The organism is Acetivibrio sp. MSJd-27 (genome assembly GCF_018918095.1).
Lineage (GTDB): Bacteria > Bacillota > Clostridia > UMGS1840 > HGM11507 > HGM11507.
Genome location: NZ_JAHLPV010000024.1, coordinates 24,626 through 44,158 on the forward strand (window position 1 = coordinate 24,626; position 19,533 = coordinate 44,158).

General features: G+C 42.5%; 16 protein-coding genes. 13 read left to right on the top strand and 3 right to left on the bottom strand.

Annotated features, from left to right (window positions below):
• The first annotated feature begins 163 nt into the window (after positions 1 to 163).
• The 7 genes from KQI32_RS08900 to hcp all read left to right on the top strand — a co-directional run bounded on the left by KQI32_RS08900 (position 164) and on the right by hcp (position 11,184).
• Positions 164 to 856, top strand: a complete 693-nt coding sequence (locus tag KQI32_RS08900; RefSeq protein WP_177689822.1) for a response regulator transcription factor — start codon at positions 164 to 166, stop codon at positions 854 to 856.
• Entirely contained in the window at positions 825 to 2,951 is a 2,127-nt protein-coding gene (locus tag KQI32_RS08905; protein ID WP_216424748.1) for a sensor histidine kinase KdpD, read from the top strand. The genes KQI32_RS08900 and KQI32_RS08905 overlap by 32 nt, the downstream gene beginning before the upstream one ends.
• Before the next feature lie 104 nt (positions 2,952 to 3,055).
• Positions 3,056 to 3,589: a hypothetical protein gene (locus tag KQI32_RS08910; protein ID WP_177689824.1), complete on the top strand. Its 534-nt coding sequence runs from the start codon at positions 3,056 to 3,058 to the stop codon at positions 3,587 to 3,589.
• 470 nt (positions 3,590 to 4,059) lie between these two features.
• Positions 4,060 to 4,422, top strand: coding sequence for a YmaF family protein (locus KQI32_RS08915; RefSeq protein WP_253291131.1), 363 nt, complete (start codon positions 4,060 to 4,062; stop codon positions 4,420 to 4,422).
• A 692-nt stretch (positions 4,423 to 5,114) separates the two neighbouring features.
• The gene (locus KQI32_RS08920; protein ID WP_216424749.1) at positions 5,115 to 7,337 is read left to right on the top strand and encodes an EAL domain-containing protein; all 2,223 of its coding nucleotides are present in this window, start codon (positions 5,115 to 5,117) and stop codon (positions 7,335 to 7,337) included.
• Between the two features lie 476 nt (positions 7,338 to 7,813).
• A complete protein-coding gene (gene putP / locus KQI32_RS08925) occupies positions 7,814 to 9,370 on the top strand; it encodes a sodium/proline symporter PutP (RefSeq protein WP_177689826.1) in 1,557 nt (518 codons plus the stop codon).
• A 239-nt stretch (positions 9,371 to 9,609) separates the two neighbouring features.
• Positions 9,610 to 11,184 (top strand): hydroxylamine reductase, encoded by a 1,575-nt coding sequence (gene hcp / locus KQI32_RS08930; protein ID WP_216424750.1) that lies wholly within the window; start codon positions 9,610 to 9,612, stop codon positions 11,182 to 11,184.
• A gap of 444 nt (positions 11,185 to 11,628) precedes the next feature.
• Here the strand turns inward: hcp and metA are convergent, their stop codons facing one another.
• A complete protein-coding gene (gene metA, locus KQI32_RS08935) occupies positions 11,629 to 12,546 on the bottom strand; it encodes a homoserine O-succinyltransferase (protein WP_177690539.1) in 918 nt (305 codons plus the stop codon).
• A gap of 237 nt (positions 12,547 to 12,783) precedes the next feature.
• Between metA and KQI32_RS08940 the strand changes: the two genes are divergently transcribed.
• The 4 genes from KQI32_RS08940 (at position 12,784) to tyrS (ending at position 16,628) form a co-directional block, all read left to right on the top strand.
• A complete protein-coding gene (locus KQI32_RS08940) occupies positions 12,784 to 13,419 on the top strand; it encodes an ATP-dependent Clp protease proteolytic subunit (protein WP_177690545.1) in 636 nt (211 codons plus the stop codon).
• A gap of 1 nt (position 13,420) precedes the next feature.
• A complete protein-coding gene (locus KQI32_RS08945) occupies positions 13,421 to 13,633 on the top strand; it encodes a YlzJ-like family protein (RefSeq protein ID WP_177690537.1) in 213 nt (70 codons plus the stop codon).
• 100 nt (positions 13,634 to 13,733) lie between these two features.
• On the top strand, positions 13,734 to 14,912 hold the full coding sequence (locus tag KQI32_RS08950; RefSeq protein WP_253291132.1) for a S1C family serine protease: 1,179 nt from the start codon (positions 13,734 to 13,736) through the stop codon (positions 14,910 to 14,912).
• 534 nt (positions 14,913 to 15,446) lie between these two features.
• Positions 15,447 to 16,628, top strand: coding sequence for a tyrosine--tRNA ligase (tyrS, locus tag KQI32_RS08955; RefSeq protein WP_253291133.1), 1,182 nt, complete (start codon positions 15,447 to 15,449; stop codon positions 16,626 to 16,628).
• Between the two features lie 94 nt (positions 16,629 to 16,722).
• Here the strand turns inward: tyrS and KQI32_RS08960 are convergent, their stop codons facing one another.
• Together KQI32_RS08960 and KQI32_RS08965 are read right to left on the bottom strand one after the other, a co-directional pair.
• Complete coding sequence (locus KQI32_RS08960) at positions 16,723 to 17,487, bottom strand: exodeoxyribonuclease III (RefSeq protein WP_216424751.1); 765 nt, start codon at positions 17,485 to 17,487, stop codon at positions 16,723 to 16,725.
• A 109-nt stretch (positions 17,488 to 17,596) separates the two neighbouring features.
• A complete protein-coding gene (locus KQI32_RS08965; protein ID WP_216424752.1) occupies positions 17,597 to 17,914 on the bottom strand; it encodes a helix-turn-helix domain-containing protein in 318 nt (105 codons plus the stop codon).
• 162 nt (positions 17,915 to 18,076) lie between these two features.
• Here KQI32_RS08965 and KQI32_RS08970 point away from each other — a divergent pair, with 162 nt between their 5' ends.
• Both KQI32_RS08970 and KQI32_RS08975 read left to right on the top strand, forming a co-directional pair.
• A complete protein-coding gene (locus KQI32_RS08970; RefSeq protein ID WP_177690531.1) occupies positions 18,077 to 18,274 on the top strand; it encodes a hypothetical protein in 198 nt (65 codons plus the stop codon).
• Positions 18,275 to 18,477: 203 nt separating this feature from the next.
• Positions 18,478 to 19,428, top strand: coding sequence for a radical SAM protein (locus tag KQI32_RS08975; RefSeq protein WP_216424753.1), 951 nt, complete (start codon positions 18,478 to 18,480; stop codon positions 19,426 to 19,428).
• The last annotated feature ends 105 nt before the right edge of the window (positions 19,429 to 19,533 follow it).

Below are 19,533 nucleotides of genomic sequence, written 5' to 3' on the forward strand. Positions count from 1 at the left end.
GATGTATAATTAGTATGGTATGATTCACAACAATAAATAACGGCAAAAGAAAATTTCGTTGTAAGAAATTTGTAAGAATTTTATCCGACTGTTTGTAAAGTGCGCATTTTACAATGAATGCGTCAATCAAACAGGAGGACATTTCATAAAAGGGGAGAAAACAATGAACATTTTAGTGTGTGACGATGACAGAGAAATCGTGGACGCGATTGACATTTATTTATCCAATGAAGGATATCATATCCTGAAAGCTTACGATGGCATTCAGGCATTGAAAGCAGTGGAGGAAAATGAGATCCATTTGATTATCATGGATATTATGATGCCGAATCTGGACGGCAACCGCGCCACAAAAAAGATCCGGGAGGAATACAGCATTCCCATCATCATGCTGTCTGCAAAATCCGAGGATGTGGATAAGATTCTTGGGCTAAACATTGGTGCGGATGATTATATCACCAAGCCCTTTAATCCCTTGGAGCTGATTGCAAGAGTGAAATCAGCGCTTCGCAGATATACCAGCCTGGGCAGTATGGTGCAGAAAAGCAACACCTATGTATCGGGAGGGCTTGTGCTGGATGACGACTTAAAGACAGTCACACTGGACGGGGAGGATGTCAAGCTGACGCCGCTGGAATACAAAATCCTTCGTCTGCTGCTGAAAAATGCGGGCAAAGTTTTCTCCATTGAAGAAATTTATGAAACGGTCTGGAACGAGCCTTCCTTTTCTCCTGAAAACACCGTATCCGTTCATATTAGACGGATCCGTGAAAAGATTGAAATCAATCCGAGAGAACCAAAATATTTAAAGGTGGTGTGGGGAATTGGCTACAAAATCGAAAAATATCGGACATAATCCCTGGGTGAAAGCGGCGGCTGTCTTTCTTGTCATTGTGTTTGTGACAGCATTTGGCGTATCATTGATGTATATGGCGGAGAATGAACTGATGCTGTATGCGCCGAAAGAGGAAAGTTTTTTCGACTCTTATCAGTACGAGCACATGGTGCGCGATAAGGTCAACCTTCTGGAGAAGCTGATCTATGAGTATAAGAGCAGGGACAATGTCCAAAACGGAGGAACCGTTTCCAGTGAGGATTTGGAGGATAAAATACGAACGGAATTCAACAATTCCAGATCCAGATTTTCTGAAAATTTTTCGGATTACGACAGGCTCACCGAGTATCAGAGAGAAGAACTCTATGAAAAATTCAAGGCAGACCGTTCGGAGGAGATCCGGCAATCCATGATTCAGGCCGAATTGTTTCAATTTGAAAACATATTGCGAAGACTGAACGAAAAAGAAGGGTTGTACTATTACGCACATCTGGGAGAAAGCACCTTTTCCAACACGGATGACAGCAATGCGGAAACGTTCCGCGCCATGCCGGCCAGTTTTATCCGCAGAGGCTTTGAGGAGGTGATCAATCCGCCGTTTTCCGATGAAGAAGGCGTCACTTATGAAATTCGTATTTCATCCGGACCTTACAATTATAATTCGGAGGCACAAATTTATCTTGGATTTACCGAGGAATACTTTAGTCCCTTTATCGCTGAGTGGTCGGAGGGAAAGGATTTCACCGACAACATAATACCTCTGTGGATTCTTTGTGGTGTTGGAACCCTGCTTCTGCTTATCTATCTGACAATCTTTGCAGGCCGGAGGGAAAAGAATTCTCCGATCCATATGAATTATTTTGATCGCATTTATATGGATGTGAACGCTTGTTTGACGGCCGGCATTGCAGCACTTTGTATTATGGCGGCTTACGGACTCATCTTTGAACTTACCAATGCTGTATGGAGATATCCCGCCGCTGCGGCTGTTTTGGCTGTGGGGGTGCTGTATTTTCTGATGTTCTATCAGACCGTTGTAAAACGGCTGAAGACGCACAGCGTTCTCCGACATACCCTGATTGTTCAAGTTTTGTATTGGTTTGTGAAGAAATTCTGGGACATGATGAACCGCCTGTTCACAGGAAATGCCGCTCGGCTGAAGGTTGTACTTTTGACTTTGGCAGTCTTGGTGCTTACAGCGGTATCCGTTGTCTTCTTTCCGATCACGATACTGCTGATCATCGGCATTTTATATGTCATTGTCAAGATAACGGATGAGTATTTGGACATCAAAAAAGCGACGGAAGAGATCCGAGAGGGCAATGTGGACTATGAGATTGATCTGAAAAGGAAACACCTGTTTAAGCCGTTGGCAGAGGATATCAATTCGATGAAAAACGGATTGGAAAACGCTGTGAATGATATGCTGAAAAGTGAGAAAATGAAGACAGAGCTGGTGACCAATGTGTCCCACGACATCCGCACGCCGCTCACTTCCATTCTGAATTACAGTGACCTGTTGAGGAAAGAGGGCGTGCAGAGCGGGAACGCTGAGAAATACGTTGATATTATATACGGCAAAGCCCAGCGGCTGAAAGTGCTGACAGATGATCTGTTTGAGGTTTCCAAGGCTACCAGCGGAAATCTGACGGTTCATCTTGATAAAATAGAGGTCTTTTCTCTGATTGAACAAATGCTGGGGGAACATGACGACCGCATCAAAGAACACCATTTGGATTTTATCGTCAGCAAGGATGCAGAAAAATACTATGTTCAGGCAGATGGAAGGCATTTCTCCCGCGTGTTTGAAAATATTTTTTCCAATATCTTTAAATATGCGCTGGATCACTCGAGGGTTTACATCGATCTGAAAGAGCGGGAAGGGAAGACGATGATCGAGGTAAAGAATATTTCAAAATATCCTTTAAATATTGACGCAGATACCTTAATGCAGCGTTTTACCCGGGGTGACAGTGCAAGAAGCACCGAGGGCAGCGGTCTTGGTCTTGCGATTGCCTCCTCTCTGATGAAAATCCAGAAGGGAGAATTGCGGCTCAAAATAGACGGGGATCTATTTAAGGTAATCATAGAAATCGATTCTTACCGTGAAACATAGCGAACGCCCATTATTTTTCATTTTTCAACAGCAGCTTTTCCGCCGGATGGTGCGCAAGCCGTCCGTCCGGCAAGAGAAAAGCTGTACAGCGGGAGGAATACATTTTGAAAAAAATATATATATTGTTAACCCAAACACAAACCCGGTTTTCAAAATTTTTAAGGATTATGACGCACACGGAATACACCCATGTGTCCATTGCGTTTGACAGCAAATTGGAACAGCTTTACAGCTTTGGAAGGCGGAGTATGCTGTTTCCCTTTCTTGCGGGACTGGTGAAGGAAGATCCCCGCGGGGGGATTTTTCTGAAATTTAAGGATACCAAGTGTATGTTGTTTGAAGTGGAGATAAGCAATCAAAAATATGCTCAGCTAAGAAAGCTTTTGGGGGATTTTTTGCAGGAACAGCAGACTTATAAATATAATTTCCTGGGACTGGTGTTTATGAAATTGAATATTCCGCTGAGGCGGGAACGGAAATTTGTCTGTTCACAATTTGTGGGATATCTTCTGGAAAAGAGCGGAACAGCACAGTTTGAAAAAGAGTATACCCTGCTAAGACCGGAGGATTTTTTGAAACTGGAACAAAAAAGGCTGATTTACAGCGGTCCGCTTCAGGAATATGCCAATGTGGGTTAAGCATTAGAGAGTCGAACACAATATGGTTTCCACAGGCAAATTTTCCGCAATCCCGCGTCAAAATGCTTGTCAATCCGTCAGGATTATCTGCGCTTTTTCCTTGTTTTACGAAAAAATTTGCTCTGTGGAAACTCTGCGACCCTGCACATAGGAAAATTTTCGTTTTTTGGTGTGTAAGGGTGCAGCAAGGCTGACGCCTTGCAAGACCGACAATCCGAAAAGGCGGAAATTTAACAAGTGCAGGGCATATGGGGTCCAACTCCCTAATGCTTAAGCATACTTAAGAACACCGCAGAACATTTTGTGAAGTGCTCTCAAAAAGTGAGACGATATTTCAAAGAAAAAATTTGGTCATGTCAAGCAAAAGTGGACGCAAAGTTAGATTTTTGAATAAACGTTTCGGTAATCTTTGCATAGAATATTATAGGTTTTTAACCCTATGAATATTTATTATGTGAGGAGAAACAAAAATGTTTTCAGAGCAAGAAATGTGTTGCAACCAATGCCAGTGTAATGGGTGGGATCAGACACATGTGCATGAAGTTCTTGGAAGTCTGCAAATCGCCGAAAAAGATGATCCCCATAATCACCGCTTTGCGACAGTGACGGACGAAGTGATTCGCATCAACAATCAAGATCATGTGCACAACATCAAATTCCGTACAGATTTTTATGAAAATCATTTTCATGAATTTTGCGGTCAGACACTAGGCGCTATTCCAGTGGGCGATGGCCGGCATGTCCATTTTCTGGAATCTGTTACGGAACTGAGTGACGGGCATAGACATGAATTCAGAGTGGCAACCCTGATAAATGATCCGATTGGCGAATAAATTTTTATCTTTCATCCTATATAGATGAGGGAGCCCAGTTTGCCGAAAAGACGGCGTTTCTCTGCATGAGGAATGCTGCCGTTTCGTCTTATCGCCCTCTTTCAATTTTGTAAAAGTTTAGAATGAAAAACCAAGATGTCCACCACCTGAAGAGGTGGTGGACATCTTGGTTTTTCAGTGAAGTACAATCTCCGCCTGAATTGTTGCATTCTAAGAAAAAGCCCTTATCGAAAGCCGCTTTCGACTGTTTGATTGATAAAAAATCTTCGTTTATCAAAATTTCTGTCCCTTTCAAAGAAAACTGCTCTTAAAAGGACGCTGTATATTTTACAATACAATGAATCTGTAAATCTTTTTCCGTTTGATTCCTATCTTTGTTTGCACCAATATATCATATTGATTGTTCTATTTGACTTTTTCTTTCAAATCACAGAAAAATTTGGATAGAAGAGTCGGAAAAGTGTTAAAAACATCTTGGTGAAAATTCTTAACACAGTTGATTTTAAAGGATTTTTTTGTTATAATAAAAAATAAATTTTGATCTCTTGTTTTCGTCTGCAAGATTTGTCTGATTGAAAAAACGTTCATTTTTATGCCCGAGAGAACACAGAAAATTTATATTTTTTCATTGTATTTTTGTTAATCCGTAAAATTTGTTAAAAGATTAACAATAAATGGAAGTGATGAAAATTATGAAGGTTCGAACGTATACGAGAGAAAAACCGGTATTTCTCATTATCATATCTATTTTTATGATAATAGCCTCTGTCACAACAATTATAAGTGTAATCAAACTGCAAAACGTTATTGGAAATACAACAAAGCTATATATAAATGACATAGCTTATCAAATGGGACGAGAGATTGATTCCAGGTTACAGGATGTGACAGAAAATTTAGAAATATTAGAGGATACACTTGAAGAGCATGACAGTATAGAGGATCAAATACAATATTTAAACGACAAATTGGATTTCATGGGATTTAGCGCGTTCGGCATAGCAAATCTGGAGGGGGATATTCTTTTTACGGACGGGAAAACGCAGAATATAAAGCATCTCGACGCGTATACACAGGCTATAAACGGTATGCCCGGCGTTTCATTTTTGCAGGAACAAAGTATTTTATATACCGTACCAAACAAGAATGGGGATAAAATTATCGGGGTGTTAGCCGGGGTAATCAACAAAGAGAAAATGCAGCTTTTGCTGGAAAGCCATGCTTTTGGAGGGAACGGGGTATCCTGTATCATTGACAGCGACTATCATGTTATTATTTCTCCAAGGGATCTGAAGATTTTCATGGCGTTGGACGATGTGTTTCAGGAAAAAAAGGATCCGGTTCTGGTGAGAGAGATTGAGCAGTTAATGGAAAACATAAAAAAACGTCAGGATGGAAATCTTTCCTTTACAACTGTGAGTGGAGACAATGTATTAATGTCCTATAATGCATTGACAGTGTATAATTGGACGCTATTGACAATCATTCCGGCGGATTTTATTTCCGCAGAAACAGATAGTTACATGCTGATGGCTTTTGCTATTGCATTTCTGATTATTTTGATTTTTGTCATCATCCTTATTTTTATGATGATTAACTGGAGAAAACATAATCGTGACGTGGAGCGAATAGCATATACAGATCCTGTAACCGGTGACATAAATCTGAATCGCTTTTACCAGATGAGCAAGAAGCTGATTAACAATATGCCCCCCTGCTCTTATTATATGGTTTCGCTGAATGTGAAATCGTTTAAGTTAATAAACGAAAGATTTGGGTTTGAAGAGGGAAACAATACGATCCGTTATATTTTCAGAACAATAAAGAATAATATTTTTGACGATGAGTTGGCGATACATGCAGAGGCAGATAAATTTTTGCTGTGTGTCAGGGCAGAAAAGCCGGAAGCGCTTCGCAAGAGGCTGGCTCAACTTGTCACAGAGATTAACCGTTTCAATAACGACATCCAGATTCCATATTATTTAACAATATTACGGGGGGCATATTTAATCAATGACCCAAGCATGGATATAAAAGTTATTATTGAACGAGCAAATATAGCTTGCAGATATCAGCCTGAAGAAGATTCCGCTTGCTTTTTCTACAATGAAGCACTGATACAAAAACTTCAGATGGAGCAGGATTTACTCAATCTTATGGAGCCCTCTTTAGAAAATGGGGATTTTAAAATTTACTTACAGCCCAAAGTAAGGCTGTGCGATGGGAAAATAGGCGGGGCAGAGGCATTGATACGCTGGCAGCATCCGGGACGGGGCGTGATATATCCATCTGACTTTATACCTCTTTTTGAGAAGAATGGATCCATTTGCAGGCTTGATTTATTCGTTTTTGAACAGGTTTGCAATTTTATAAAACATAGGCTGGAAAGCGGAGAAGCTGTTTTTCCGATCTCTGTGAATTTATCCAGGCAGCAATTTAAAATTATGAACTTTTTATCACAGTTTGAAGCGATTAAAAACCAGTACCATATTCCTGACGGGCTGATTGAACTGGAACTTACAGAATCTGTGATTTTTGATAGTACGGAATTTTCTTTTGTGAAAAATGTGATTCATCAAATGCACAAGATAGGGTTTCAATGTTCTTTGGATGACTTTGGATTTGGCTATTCATCTTTGAGTCTTTTGAGTGTAATTGACGTTGATACCATAAAACTGGATCGAAGCTTTTTTAAAGATGAAACGGCAAAGCGTTCGGAATGGGTCGTGGAAACAATCGTAAATTTAAGCAAAAAACTGAATATACAAACCGTGGCAGAAGGAATTGAGTTTGATTCTCAGCTTGATTTTTTACGGGGCATCAAATGTGATATGGTTCAAGGATATATCTATTCAAAGCCGCTGCCTGTTGATGAGTTTGAACAGTGGATCAAAGAGAACACTGTGTCAGATTAGGGAAATAAGAGTGGTAAGATTCATTTAGAATATTGAGTGACAATTTCTGTTTTTGTTTTACAAATATTATAAATAACAGCATGGATTTTTAAGCTTTTTGCCAAAACTTTATGAAAAGATTCCGGTGAAAAACCCGCATATCCTAGAATATGCGGGTTTTTCAAATCAAATTTCTGATTTTTTTCGGCGATGAAATCATAGACGCACTCTTCCGCCACAAATTCGCTTCCAATCTGGACAAGGAATTGTGGCAAAAGAAAGACAAAAAAGAGTTTTTTGCTTAATTCTCTATTCAATTTGTTTGCCTATGCTATATTGCTTTTTTGTTAGTATTCGACATATCGGGAGAGAAAAAATAAATAATTTTATCATATCTGCGCAACTGCATTGAAAAACTTCTTATAATATGATATGATTTATGATATATGAAAGAAAGTATGCACCGGTTGGTGACACTGAAAAAGGGGAAAAATAGAATGAATGCAAGCACAGTACAAATTCTTATCGCCATGTGTATTTATATGGCTGTGGTCATCGGTATAGGGATTGCCTTTGCCAAACGTGCGAGTCAAAGCTCGGAAAATTATTTTCTTGGCGGACGAACTTTAGGGCCTTGGGTGGCAGCCATGAGCGCCGAGGCCTCGGATATGAGCGGATGGCTTCTTATGGGGTTGCCCGGAGTCGCTTATTGGTGTGGTCTTGCCGACGCGGCATGGACCGCTATCGGATTGGGAGTCGGTACATACATCAATTGGCTTTTGGTTTCCAAACGTCTGCGCCGGTACAGTGTAAAAGCTGGAAATTCCATTACGCTTCCTGAATTTTTTTCCAATCGTTTTCATGAGAAGAAAAAAATTATTATGACAATTTCAGCGATTTTTATCCTGATTTTTTTCACTGTCTATGCCGCCAGCTGCCTGGTGACCTGCGGAAAATTATTTTCCTCCCTGTTTGGCGCACCTTATGTGCCTATGATGATTTTGGGAGCGGTATTTGTTTTAATCTATACGATTCTTGGAGGATTTCTGGCGGAGAGCGCCTCTGATTTCATGCAGGCGATTGTTATGATTATCGCCTTGGTGTGTATCGTGGCGGTTAGCACCATATCTGCGGGAGGACCTTCCGCGGTATTGGAGAATGCAAGAAGTATTCCTGGATTTTTTGAATTCTTCGGGATTGCCACTCCGGTAACAGTGGACGGGGTGCAGCAAGCTGCAAATGGGGTTCCTTTGTTCGGAGAAGCGGGCAGCTATGGATTCATCACCATTTGCTCCACATTGGCATGGGGGCTCGGCTATTTTGGAATGCCTCAGGTATTGTTGCGCTTTATGGCGATCCGCGATGAGAGAGAGCTTGCTAGTTCCCGGCGGATAGCCACAATCTGGGTTGTCATATCCCTTACGGTTGCCGTGTTTATTGGAATTGTGGGACGGGCGCTTATGCCGACTGCACTAACGACAAGTGCAGCCGCTGAGAATATATTTATCGTTTTGTCTACAAAACTCTTGCCTCCGCTGCTTGCAGGCTTTGTGATGGCGGGAATTTTGGCTGCTACGATCAGTTCCTCGGACTCTTATCTGCTGATTGCTGCCTCGTCATTTGCAAAAAATTTGTTTCAGGGTATCTTTAAGAAAAATGCCAGTGATCGGCAAGTAATGATGGTTTCCCGTATCACACTTTTGGCTATTTCGGTTATTGCCATTATCATTGCCTTGGATGAAAACAGTGTTATCTTCACGATTGTGTCCTTTGCCTGGGCTGGGTTTGGCGCTACCTTTGGTCCTTTGGTATTGTTTTCTTTGTTCTGGAAACGAATCAATCAGGCTGGTGCGGTTGCCGGAATGATCGGCGGCGGTGTCATGGTCTTTTTCTGGAAGCTAGTGATGCGGCCTTTGGGCGGTGCGTTCAATATTTATGAATTGCTGCCAGCCTTTTTATTCTCCTGCCTGTGCATTGTGGTCGTTTCTTTGCTTACACCCGTTCCGCCGAAACAGGTTCAGCAGGAATTTGATGAGGTTCGGGCTGGAAATTAAATAAAAAGTTCCGATTCATAATTTTTTTGTGTTAGTTAAGAGTGCTCATATGAGCACTCTTGTTTTTTATGCAGCAAAATATGATGTGGGAATAATTAGGATATATTAGTGGTATGGCTGTCATTTTGGGAGGCAGTTTTTCTGTAAAATAGTATAAAATCTGCTGTTTTGGGAAACCTAGATCTCATAAAAATAAAAGGATTATGAGCTCTTGAACAGGAAAAATAGGAGGTAGATTTATGCCAGATATGTTTTGCTTTCAATGCCAGCAGACAGCTGGAAACAAAGGTTGTGTCCGCACAGGCGTCTGCGGCAAACAGCCGGAAACCGCAAATCTGCAGGACGAACTGGTATGTGAACTGATTCGCCTTGCCGAGGCTGTGACAGAGAAGCAGTATCGAACCAAAGAATCGGATCGTCTTGTAATAGACGGACTGTTTACAACGCTTACCAACGTGAATTTTGACAATATGTCCATCCGTAGCTTTATCAAACGCATTGTCTCTGAAACGAAAGCTATCGGCGGCTTCAAAGAGCGGCCAGTTGTGGAATTGTTTCATGGTGAAACGGATATTGTCTCCTTGCGTTCGACGCTGCTCTTCGGGATGAAGGGAATGGCGGCTTATGCGCATCACAGCATGAATCTGGGATATGAGTACGATGAGGTAACCGCTTGGTTTTATAAAGGATTGACTGCAATAAACACGGAGCATACCATTGAGGAATGGCTTGCGCTTATCATGGAGTTTGGACAGGTCAATTTAAAATGTATGGAGATGCTGGATCGCGCAAACACAGAATCTTTTGGTATGCCGGTGCCCACAAGAGTAAACACCGATATCAAAAAGGGCCCGTTTATCGTCGTGTCAGGACATGACCTGAGGGACTTATCACTGTTGCTGGAACAGACCAAAGATAAGGGAATCAATGTTTATACCCACAGTGAAATGCTCCCCGCCCATGGCTATCCAGAACTGAAGAAGTATTCCCATCTGGCAGGCAATTTCGGGACAGCATGGCAGAGTCAGCAAAAAGAGTTTGAAAATATTCCGGCTCCTGTTTTGTTTACCACCAATTGTCTTATGCCGCAGCGTCCGAGCTATCAGGATCGCATATATACCACTTCGGTTGTGGGATACGAAGGGCTGACGCATATCACAGCCGATGAGCATGGAAATAAGGATTTTACGCCCTTAATGGAACAAGCGCTGGAACTGGGCGGCTATGAACACGATCACAGCATGAGCGGCATCAATGGCGGACATATCCTGACAACGGGTTTTGCGCATGGAACGGTACTGGCTAATGCGGATAAGGTTATCCGTGCCATAAAGGATGGAGCCGTTAAGCATATCTTCCTTGTAGGGGGGTGTGACGGCGCACATCCCGGCCGAAATTATTATACGGAATTTGTGAAACAGACACCCATGGATACGCTGGTATTGACGCTTGCCTGCGGAAAATACCGGTTTAATGATCTGGATTTGGGCGAGATTGACGGACTTCCCCGGATTTTGGATATGGGACAGTGCAATGACGCTTACAGTGCCATAAAAGTAGCCTTGGCTTTGGCGGATGCGTTCGAATGTACGGTAAACGATTTGCCGTTGACATTGGTGCTGTCATGGTATGAACAGAAAGCGGTTTGTATCCTGCTGACCCTTTTGTCCCTGGGAATTAAAAATATGTATTTGGGGCCAACGCTTCCCGCATTTCTATCCGAAAGCGTTGTAAAGGTGTTAGTAGATACCTATGGGCTGCAGCCCATTACAGCGCCGGAGCAGGATATGGATGCTATTCTAAAAAGAGGTTGATAAATGCTTTCAGTTCTTGATTCGTAGAAGAGGGTATAAATGTTCAGAAACGCTTTTTCCGAAAGCCCTGAACAATTGAAAAGAATTGAATTTGAAAGGAAAAGGCTCAAATTGTATCCGCAAGAGAAGATGCGTTAGTGACAAAAAGATAACCTTTTTATATCCTCCATTTTCATCGGAAAAGCTAATATTTTTTCGATAGTAATGAAAAGCAAGATATCTTTGGGAATATCATTTTCTGATGGATCATTCAATGACAAGGTGATCCTCCTTTATAAAAAAGTTTTCATTCCGAAAAACGCAGCCGTGCTTCGCACGCTGTTTTTTGAAACATGCAATTGCGCACGATTCCGCGCAATTTCCTATGTTATAAAAAAAGAGTTCCAGGCGATTATAAAATGCCTGGAACTCTTTGTATGTGAATCAAAACAATTTGTTTTATGATTACTTAATTTTGGTCACATCATAAGGTGTTGTCTGGTAAACATAATAATTCAGCCAATTGGAGTACAGCAGACTGGCATGCGCGCGCCAGGTGACTACCGGCTTGTTTTTGGGGTTGTCGCCGGGATAATAGTTGACAGGAACGGCAATCTTCAGTCCTTTTTGGACGTCTCTTTCATATTCCAGTGCCAGTGTATTCGCATCGTATTCCGAATGACCTGTCACAAAGATTTGCCGTCCGTCCTTGGAAGCGGCTATATAAACGCCGGCCTCCTTGGAATAAGCCAAAATTTCAAGTTTTTTTATTTTTTTGATATCTTCTGTGCGCACTTCCGAGTGACGGGAATGGGGTGCATAGAAATAATCGTTAAAGCCTCTCATCAGCTTGGAGGTAGGTTTGTTGACCTTGTGGGAGAAAATGCCGAACATCTTCTCTGGAAGCGGATACTTTGGAATACCATAATGGTAATACAGCCCTGCCTGGGCTCCCCAGCAAATATGGAAAGTGGAGTAGACATGCGTCTTGGACCATTCCATGATTTCACAGATTTCATCCCAGTAATCCACCTCTTCATATTCGAGATTTTCGACCGGTGCACCAGTGATAATCAAACCATCAAATTTTTGTTCCCTGAATGCGTCAAAGGTTTCATAAAAATTGACCAGATGTTCATGCGGGGTGTTTTTTGAGGTGTAGGACTTGGTGGTCATAAAGTGAACCTCTACCTGCAAAGGAGTATTGCCCAGAAGACGCAGAATTTGCGTTTCCGTGACGATTTTTGTCGGCATCAGGTTGAGCAGTATAATGCGAAGCGGACGGATATCCTGCTTGGCAGCTTTCTTATCCGTCATGACAAATATATTTTCGGATTCCAGCGTTTTTTTGGCCGGAAGTTCATTGGGTATCTTAATTGGCATACTTATCACTCTCTCGTTATTCTTATTTTTTTATTTTATCAAAATTCGGAGTATTAATCAATCATAATCACACAAAATAATAGTAAGTATATAAAATATTTGAATAGAACCTCGCTTTGCGAGGTTGAAACGTTTTTACAGTGGATTTTTTGCAAGGCAAAAGTGTTATCATCTTATTAAGACGGAGGGATTTTGTTGTCAGATAAAAAATCAAAAGAAAAGAAGCAGCAGGAAATCATGGAAACAGGCTCTACAGATATCACTACAAAAAAAGGAAAGGTACATTGCCTTTCGATCATTGGGCAGGTTGAAGGGCATATTATATTGCCGCCGCAAACGAAGACAACCAAGTATGAGCATGTGATTCCTCAGCTGGTTGCGATCGAGGAGGCGGAGGATATCAAAGGACTGCTTATTATTCTGAACACCGTGGGTGGTGATGTGGAGGCAGGGCTGGCTATCGCTGAGATGATCTCCACCATGCGAAAGCCGACGGTTTCCCTTGTTCTCGGCGGCGGACATAGCATTGGAGTTCCATTGGCCGTTTCAGCGGATTATTCTTTTATTGCCCCGTCTGCAACGATGACCATTCATCCTGTACGGATGAACGGGGTGATTATTGGTGTGTCCCAAACCTTTCAGTATTTCGATAAAATGCAGGAGCGGATCGCCTCTTTTGTAGCGAACAATTCCAGAATCACTAAGGAAAAGTTTACCTCCCTGATGCTGAAAACGGGGGAGATTGCCAATGATGTGGGCTCTATTCTCTTTGGGCAGGACGCTGTACGGGAAGGAGTCATTGATGAGTTGGGGGGAATCTCCAACGCATTGGACAAACTTTATGAACTCATTGACAGGGACGGAGGAAAATAGAATGCTTTATTCAATCTATGACTACAATGCGCTCAGCGGCCTTTCCTATTCGGTGGAAAGACAACCCGAAATGTCTATCAATGGCGGAAAGCTTTTTCTCAAGAAAGACAGAAAGGGAGATCTGGTGATCGATGGCATGTTCAGCACGGATCCCAGTGATTATTTGAAAGAAGAATATGAAACCGGAAGAAAGTGTGATGGCTTCAGAATTTGAGGGAAATCATCCAATTTTCATATTTTTTTCACATCTGCTTCAAACTTTTTTCACTTTTTTAGAGTATGATAAAAATATCAAAAGAAGGAGGTCCTGAAAAATGTATGATATGATTCCACAAAATAATAATGAATCTTGGAAACCGAACTGTAATCCGAAAAAGGAAACGGTTTTTTTGAGCAAAAAAATGGCAGCCTGCCTGCTTGCTATGTGCGTGCTAATTTCCTCAGCTGTCGGATTTGGGGGCGGATATCTGGCGGCAAATTTAAATGAAAAGACGCAAAATGTTACCCAGACGGCCTCGGCATCATCCGCTCTCGTGAATACTGCCCTGTTCACTGGAAGCAATTTGAGCGTGGCTCAGATCGCCGAAATGAACCGGGACACTGTGGTAGAGATCACCACAGAAACAGTGCAAACAAATCAGATGATGCGTCAAGTAATCCAGAGCGGTGCGGGAAGCGGTGTGATTGTATCCACCGATGGTTATATTGCCACCAATCATCATGTTATTGAAAATGCAAGCAAAATTACAGTGCGCCTCCACAATGGGGAGAGCTATGAGGCTACCCTAGTGGGAACCGATGCGAAAACGGATATCGCGGTGATCAAGATCAAGGAAAATAACCTGAAGGCGGCAACCATCGGATCTTCTGCTGATTTGCAGGTGGGAGAACTGGCGGTAGCTATCGGAAACCCGCTGGGGCAACTGGGCGGAACAGTAACCGATGGTATCATCAGTGCACTTGATCGGCAAATCACAATTGACGATACTACCATGACCCTGCTGCAGACCAATGCGGCGATCAATCCGGGTAATTCCGGCGGTGGTTTGTTCAATGGAAAAGGCGAACTGATCGGAATTGTCAATGCGAAATCTTCGGGTGAAGGTGTAGAAGGTCTTGGATTTGCCATTCCGATTGACACGGCGAAAGAAATTATTCAGCAGCTGACCCAATACGGTTATGTCAAAGGCAGGGTAGATCTGGGCATGAGTTTAGTGGATGTATCGAACATTCAGATGGCCTGGATTTATAGAGTAGGAACACCCGGCCTCTATGTGCAGAATGTGGAACAGGGTTCCAATGCCCAGAAGGCGGGATTCCAGTCTGGCGACCGTATCATCGCAATTGATGGGACGGAAGTTTCCAGCAGTTCCGCTCTGAAGCAAAAACTGGATGGTTATCAGGTAGGGGACAATGTCACTTTCACAATATCCAGAAACGGTCAAACCGCAAAACTCAGTATGAAACTTGCAGAATATACACCATCAAAGTAACTCTGCAAAGTCATTCCTTCGGAATGACTGACAGCAGTTTATATAGATGAGAGCTGCCGTTCTGGCAGCTCTCAGTCTGTCGAAAAACTCGGTCTACCGCAAGGGATAACAGAGAAAAGATAAAAAGAAACAGATTGCATGCATTTCACTATGCAAAATGCCAATGGCTCCATCGAGAAACCATTGGCATTGCTTGTTTTTCGCAGCCTGCTCTTTTTCTCAATATAGAAAGTTGTGTGAATTTCTCTGACACAGAATTTTTTGTGAAATGTCGTAAAATCTTCTCTGAAGGGAAAGCTTGACAATGAAAAGATACTTGTGTTATACTCTGTGGTATATGAATTTATCTCTCCGAAAAGGATGTAGTTTCCGATGAATGATATACTGTTAAAAGTTATCTATTACTATCTGCCTGTTTATCCGAACAGGCCTGGATTGCTGCGTCCGTTTTCAAGGGGATAAGCGGAAAAAACACAGACAGTCCAAGGCTTTTCAGAGTCTTGGACTTTTTTATTTGTAAAAAAGGAGAAGAAAATGAGAGAAATGAATGCAAAGGAAGTTATGGAGAGAATTCGGAGAGATGCCGTTTCTATCTATTCAGAAGATAGCCTTCAAAAGAAGCTGGAAAGCGGCAGGAAACTTAGAATCAAATTGGGCGCGGATCCATCACGGCCCGATCTTCATCTTGGGCATTCCGTTGTTCTGCGAAAACTTCGTCTTCTGCAGAAACTAGGGCATGAGATCATCTTTGTTATCGGAGATTTTACCGGTATGATCGGTGATCCATCCGGAAGAAGCAAAACCCGTCAGCCTTTGACCTTTGAACAGACGAGAGAAAACGGGGAAACCTATTTAAAGCAGGTCACAAAAATTTTAGATGCGGATAAAACCAAAATTACATATAACTCCCAGTGGCTTTGTGAAATGACTTTTTCCGATGTGATTCAGCTGGCAGGAAAATATACATTGGCCCGTATTATGGAACGGGATGATTTTGAGAAGCGTTACCGGGAGAACGCCCCCATCGGGCTTCATGAAATTTTTTATCCCTTGATGCAGGGATATGACTCAGTTGCCCTGCATGCGGATATTGAGGTGGGAGGAAGCGATCAGACCTTTAATCTGCTGGTAGGAAGGGAACTGCAGAAGGACTATGGGCAGGAACCCCAGGATGTGCTCACCTTTCCTCTTCTGCCCGGACTGGACGGCGTGGAAAAGATGAGTAAATCATTGGACAATTATATTGGAATTGATGAAGCATCGGAAATTATGTTTGAAAAGGCAATGAAGGTACCCGACTCCATTCTGGAGGATTACTTCCGTCTGACAACAGACTTTGCGGAGGAAGAATTCCAGCCGCTGCTAAGGGAGGATATACGCAAGGCACATTTCCTGTATGCGGAAGAGATCGTCTCGATGTATCACAGTAAACAGGCGGCACAGGAAGCAAAAATAAGGTATGAGAAGGTGGCCGCAGGAAAAGTTCCCGAACAGATGAATACCTTTGAAACGTCAGCTTCCAACAACGGCATCATTGAACTTTTGAAGCTTGCAGGTTTTGCCTCATCGAATTCGGAAGCCAGAAGGCTGATTCAGGGAAATGGGATCAAAGTTGACAATAAGCCGATAACCGACGTCAACTTTTTAGTGGAGGGAAAGTCGGAAGTTGTCTTGAAAAAAGGGAAAGCCGGATTTGCCAGAATTCGTTTTCAATAAAAACTTTGTTTTTGCACGAAATATGTTTCAGAAGAATGATTGTGTTTTTGAAAAAAAGCCCGCCTTTAAAAAAGAGGCGGGCATCCTTTATCTGTTATTCCTGCTTCATATTGAGTTTAAGAGAGACAGGGCAGTGATCGCTTCCCATAATCTCAGTGTGAACAGCGGTCTCCTCGATGCGGTCTTTCAGCCGCTCGGATACAATAAAATAGTCAATACGCCAACCCGCATTCTTGGCGCGGGCACTGAAACGATAGGACCACCAAGAATAAATTCCTTCCGCCTCCGGGTAAAGCAAACGGAAGGTGTCGATAAAGCCGCTGTTTAAAAGCTCCGTCATCTTTCCGCGCTCCTCGTCCGAAAAACCGGCATTTCCACGGTTCGGTTTGGGGTTCTTCAAATCGATTTCCTTGTGGGCTACATTCATATCGCCGCAGAGAATGACCGGCTTTTTTTGATCCAGCCCTTTTAAATAGGCGCGCAGATCATCCTCCCACTTCATGCGGTAATCCAGCCGCTTTAAGCCTTCCTGTGCATTGGGGACATATACATTTACAAGAAAAAAAGACTCAAATTCCAGTGTAATTGCCCGGCCTTCCTGATTGTGTTCCTCCTGAGGAAGTCCATACATCACATTGATAGGCTTTTTCTTGGTAAATACAGCAGTGCCGGAGTAACCTTTTTTTCCCGCACTGTTCCAATACGGAAGGTAATCCGGAAGTTCGACTTGTGCTTGTCCCTGCTGCATTTTTGTTTCTTGCAGACAGATAATATCCGCATGCAGTGACACCACTGATTCCAAAAAGCCTTTCTGGAGACAGGCACGCAAACCATTTACATTCCATGAGATCAGTTTCATTGTTTTCACTCCTTTTCTATAAATGATAAATATCATAGCCCAGTATAGTACCTGTCGTATTCAGAATGAAATCGACCATTTCACTTACACCTGTGGCTAGAGATTCCTTTCAGAAGTCCTCTATCTGAAGAATACGGCGGACCGCTTTCTGCATATCTTCCTGTCTGCGGAACGCTTCGATCAAATTCCATTCATTCTCTGTCAGAACAGGATCGGATACTTCGTTTTCTTTAAACCCCTGAAGCACTGCAATGGAAATCTGAAGCCCCCTGCATATCTTTATCACATTGTCCACCGACGCGCCGCCCACCGATGTATTTAAAATCGAGAGCAGTGTGCTGTACGGCATCTCAATCTTTTTGGCAAAGTCTTTTAAGGTGATTCCCCTCTGTTTGATGAGCGACTTTAAATAGTCTTCTCTGGTCATGTAAAACCACTCCTTTTTCTCATCATATCATGTTCAGCTTTCTTCTTCAACAAAATAAAACGAAATCTTATTGCAGAATAACGAAAATAATTTGACAATAATATTATTTCGTGTTATTATACTTTCTATAAAACGATATTTCGTGTTGAGAGGTGGGATAAGATGTATCCTCAGCTGGAAGCGAGCCTTTGGAAGATAGGAAAATCAAAATACGAATTTGCCAAAGATTTGGGCATCAGCTATCATAGCTTTCTTAGAAAGCTGAAGGGCTATAGTTATTTTACACTGGATGAGGCACTGGCTATTCAACAATTTCTCAATGACGGAAAAAGTGTGGAAGAATTATTTCAGAAGAGATGAGGGTTATTTGGATGATTATAGCGAAAAGCAAGATGTTCGCCGCTCTTTCCGGCGGCGGGAACTACTTTCTTTTTTCGGCGGGGGAGAAGTATCCCGCTAAATCGTTGCATTCCGGGGCATTACCCCTTATGAAGCAAGACAGGTGTTTTTGCGAGGCAAAAGCTATTAAAAAGGCAGTTCAGCCTTGCCAAGCAGGGAATATCTTGTCACTTAAAGAGGCGGAGAGCGTATTCGGCAAGGTTATACTGGTTGCGTTTTATAATCAAAATGCCATAGGGGTGCGCTATTTGGAAAAAGCGCTCCAGCGGGCGGGCTATCAAGTCAAACTTATTTTTTTCAAATCCTATCACAGCACAAAGCCGTCTCTGCCTACAGAAAAAGAGCTGGCTCTGCTAAGCCATATGGTACGGGAAGAAAAACCTCTGTTTGTCGGCCTCAGCGTCATGAGCACCTTATATCTGGAAGCGGTTTCTCTTGTCAGCCGCAGACTGCGGTGCGGAAAATCACTGGTCGTGTGGGGAGGCGTATATCCAACCATGTTCCCGGAGCGGGCGCTTAAGGAAGCAGATTTTGTGATACGAGGCGAGGGAGAGCAGGCTATCGTGGAACTCTGCAGAGCATTGGAGGGAAAATTGGATTTTTCGGAGGTGGGAAATCTCGTATACCGAAGAGAAGATCAAGTTATGAAAAATTCTCTTTATCCGCTGACAGAAAATCTGGATGTTTTATCCTATCCTAGTATCGGCGGGCGAAACAAGATAACCATTGATAAGGACAAGATTTCTGCCGGTGATCCGGCTGTCCGGGGCTTGGGGTATGAAACAGCTGCTTCGAGGGGCTGTCCGTATGTTTGCTCTTACTGCTGTGCAGTCAGCTTAAAGCGGATCTACAAAGGAAAGTATGTTCGTCTGCGCAGTGTGGATCATGTCATTGAGGAACTCCTAACGGCAAAAGAGAGAATGAAACATTTTTATTATATTCATTTCTGGGATGAAATTTTTTCTGAGGACTTGGATTGGGTTCGGGAATTTTCTGAAAAATACAGAAGGAAGATAGGGCTTCCCTTTATCATATGGGCGCATCCGCTGAAGGTAAATCAGGAAGCGCTTTCGATTTTGGTAAATGCCGGACTTTATGAGGTGACTAACTATTAAAAGTCAAGACATTTTTAAAAAAATTAAGTAATTGAAAAATAGGCGCACTTAAACAAGCCCTATGTTTCAAGGACTAAAAAAATATTAGATAAAGATTATCTCAAA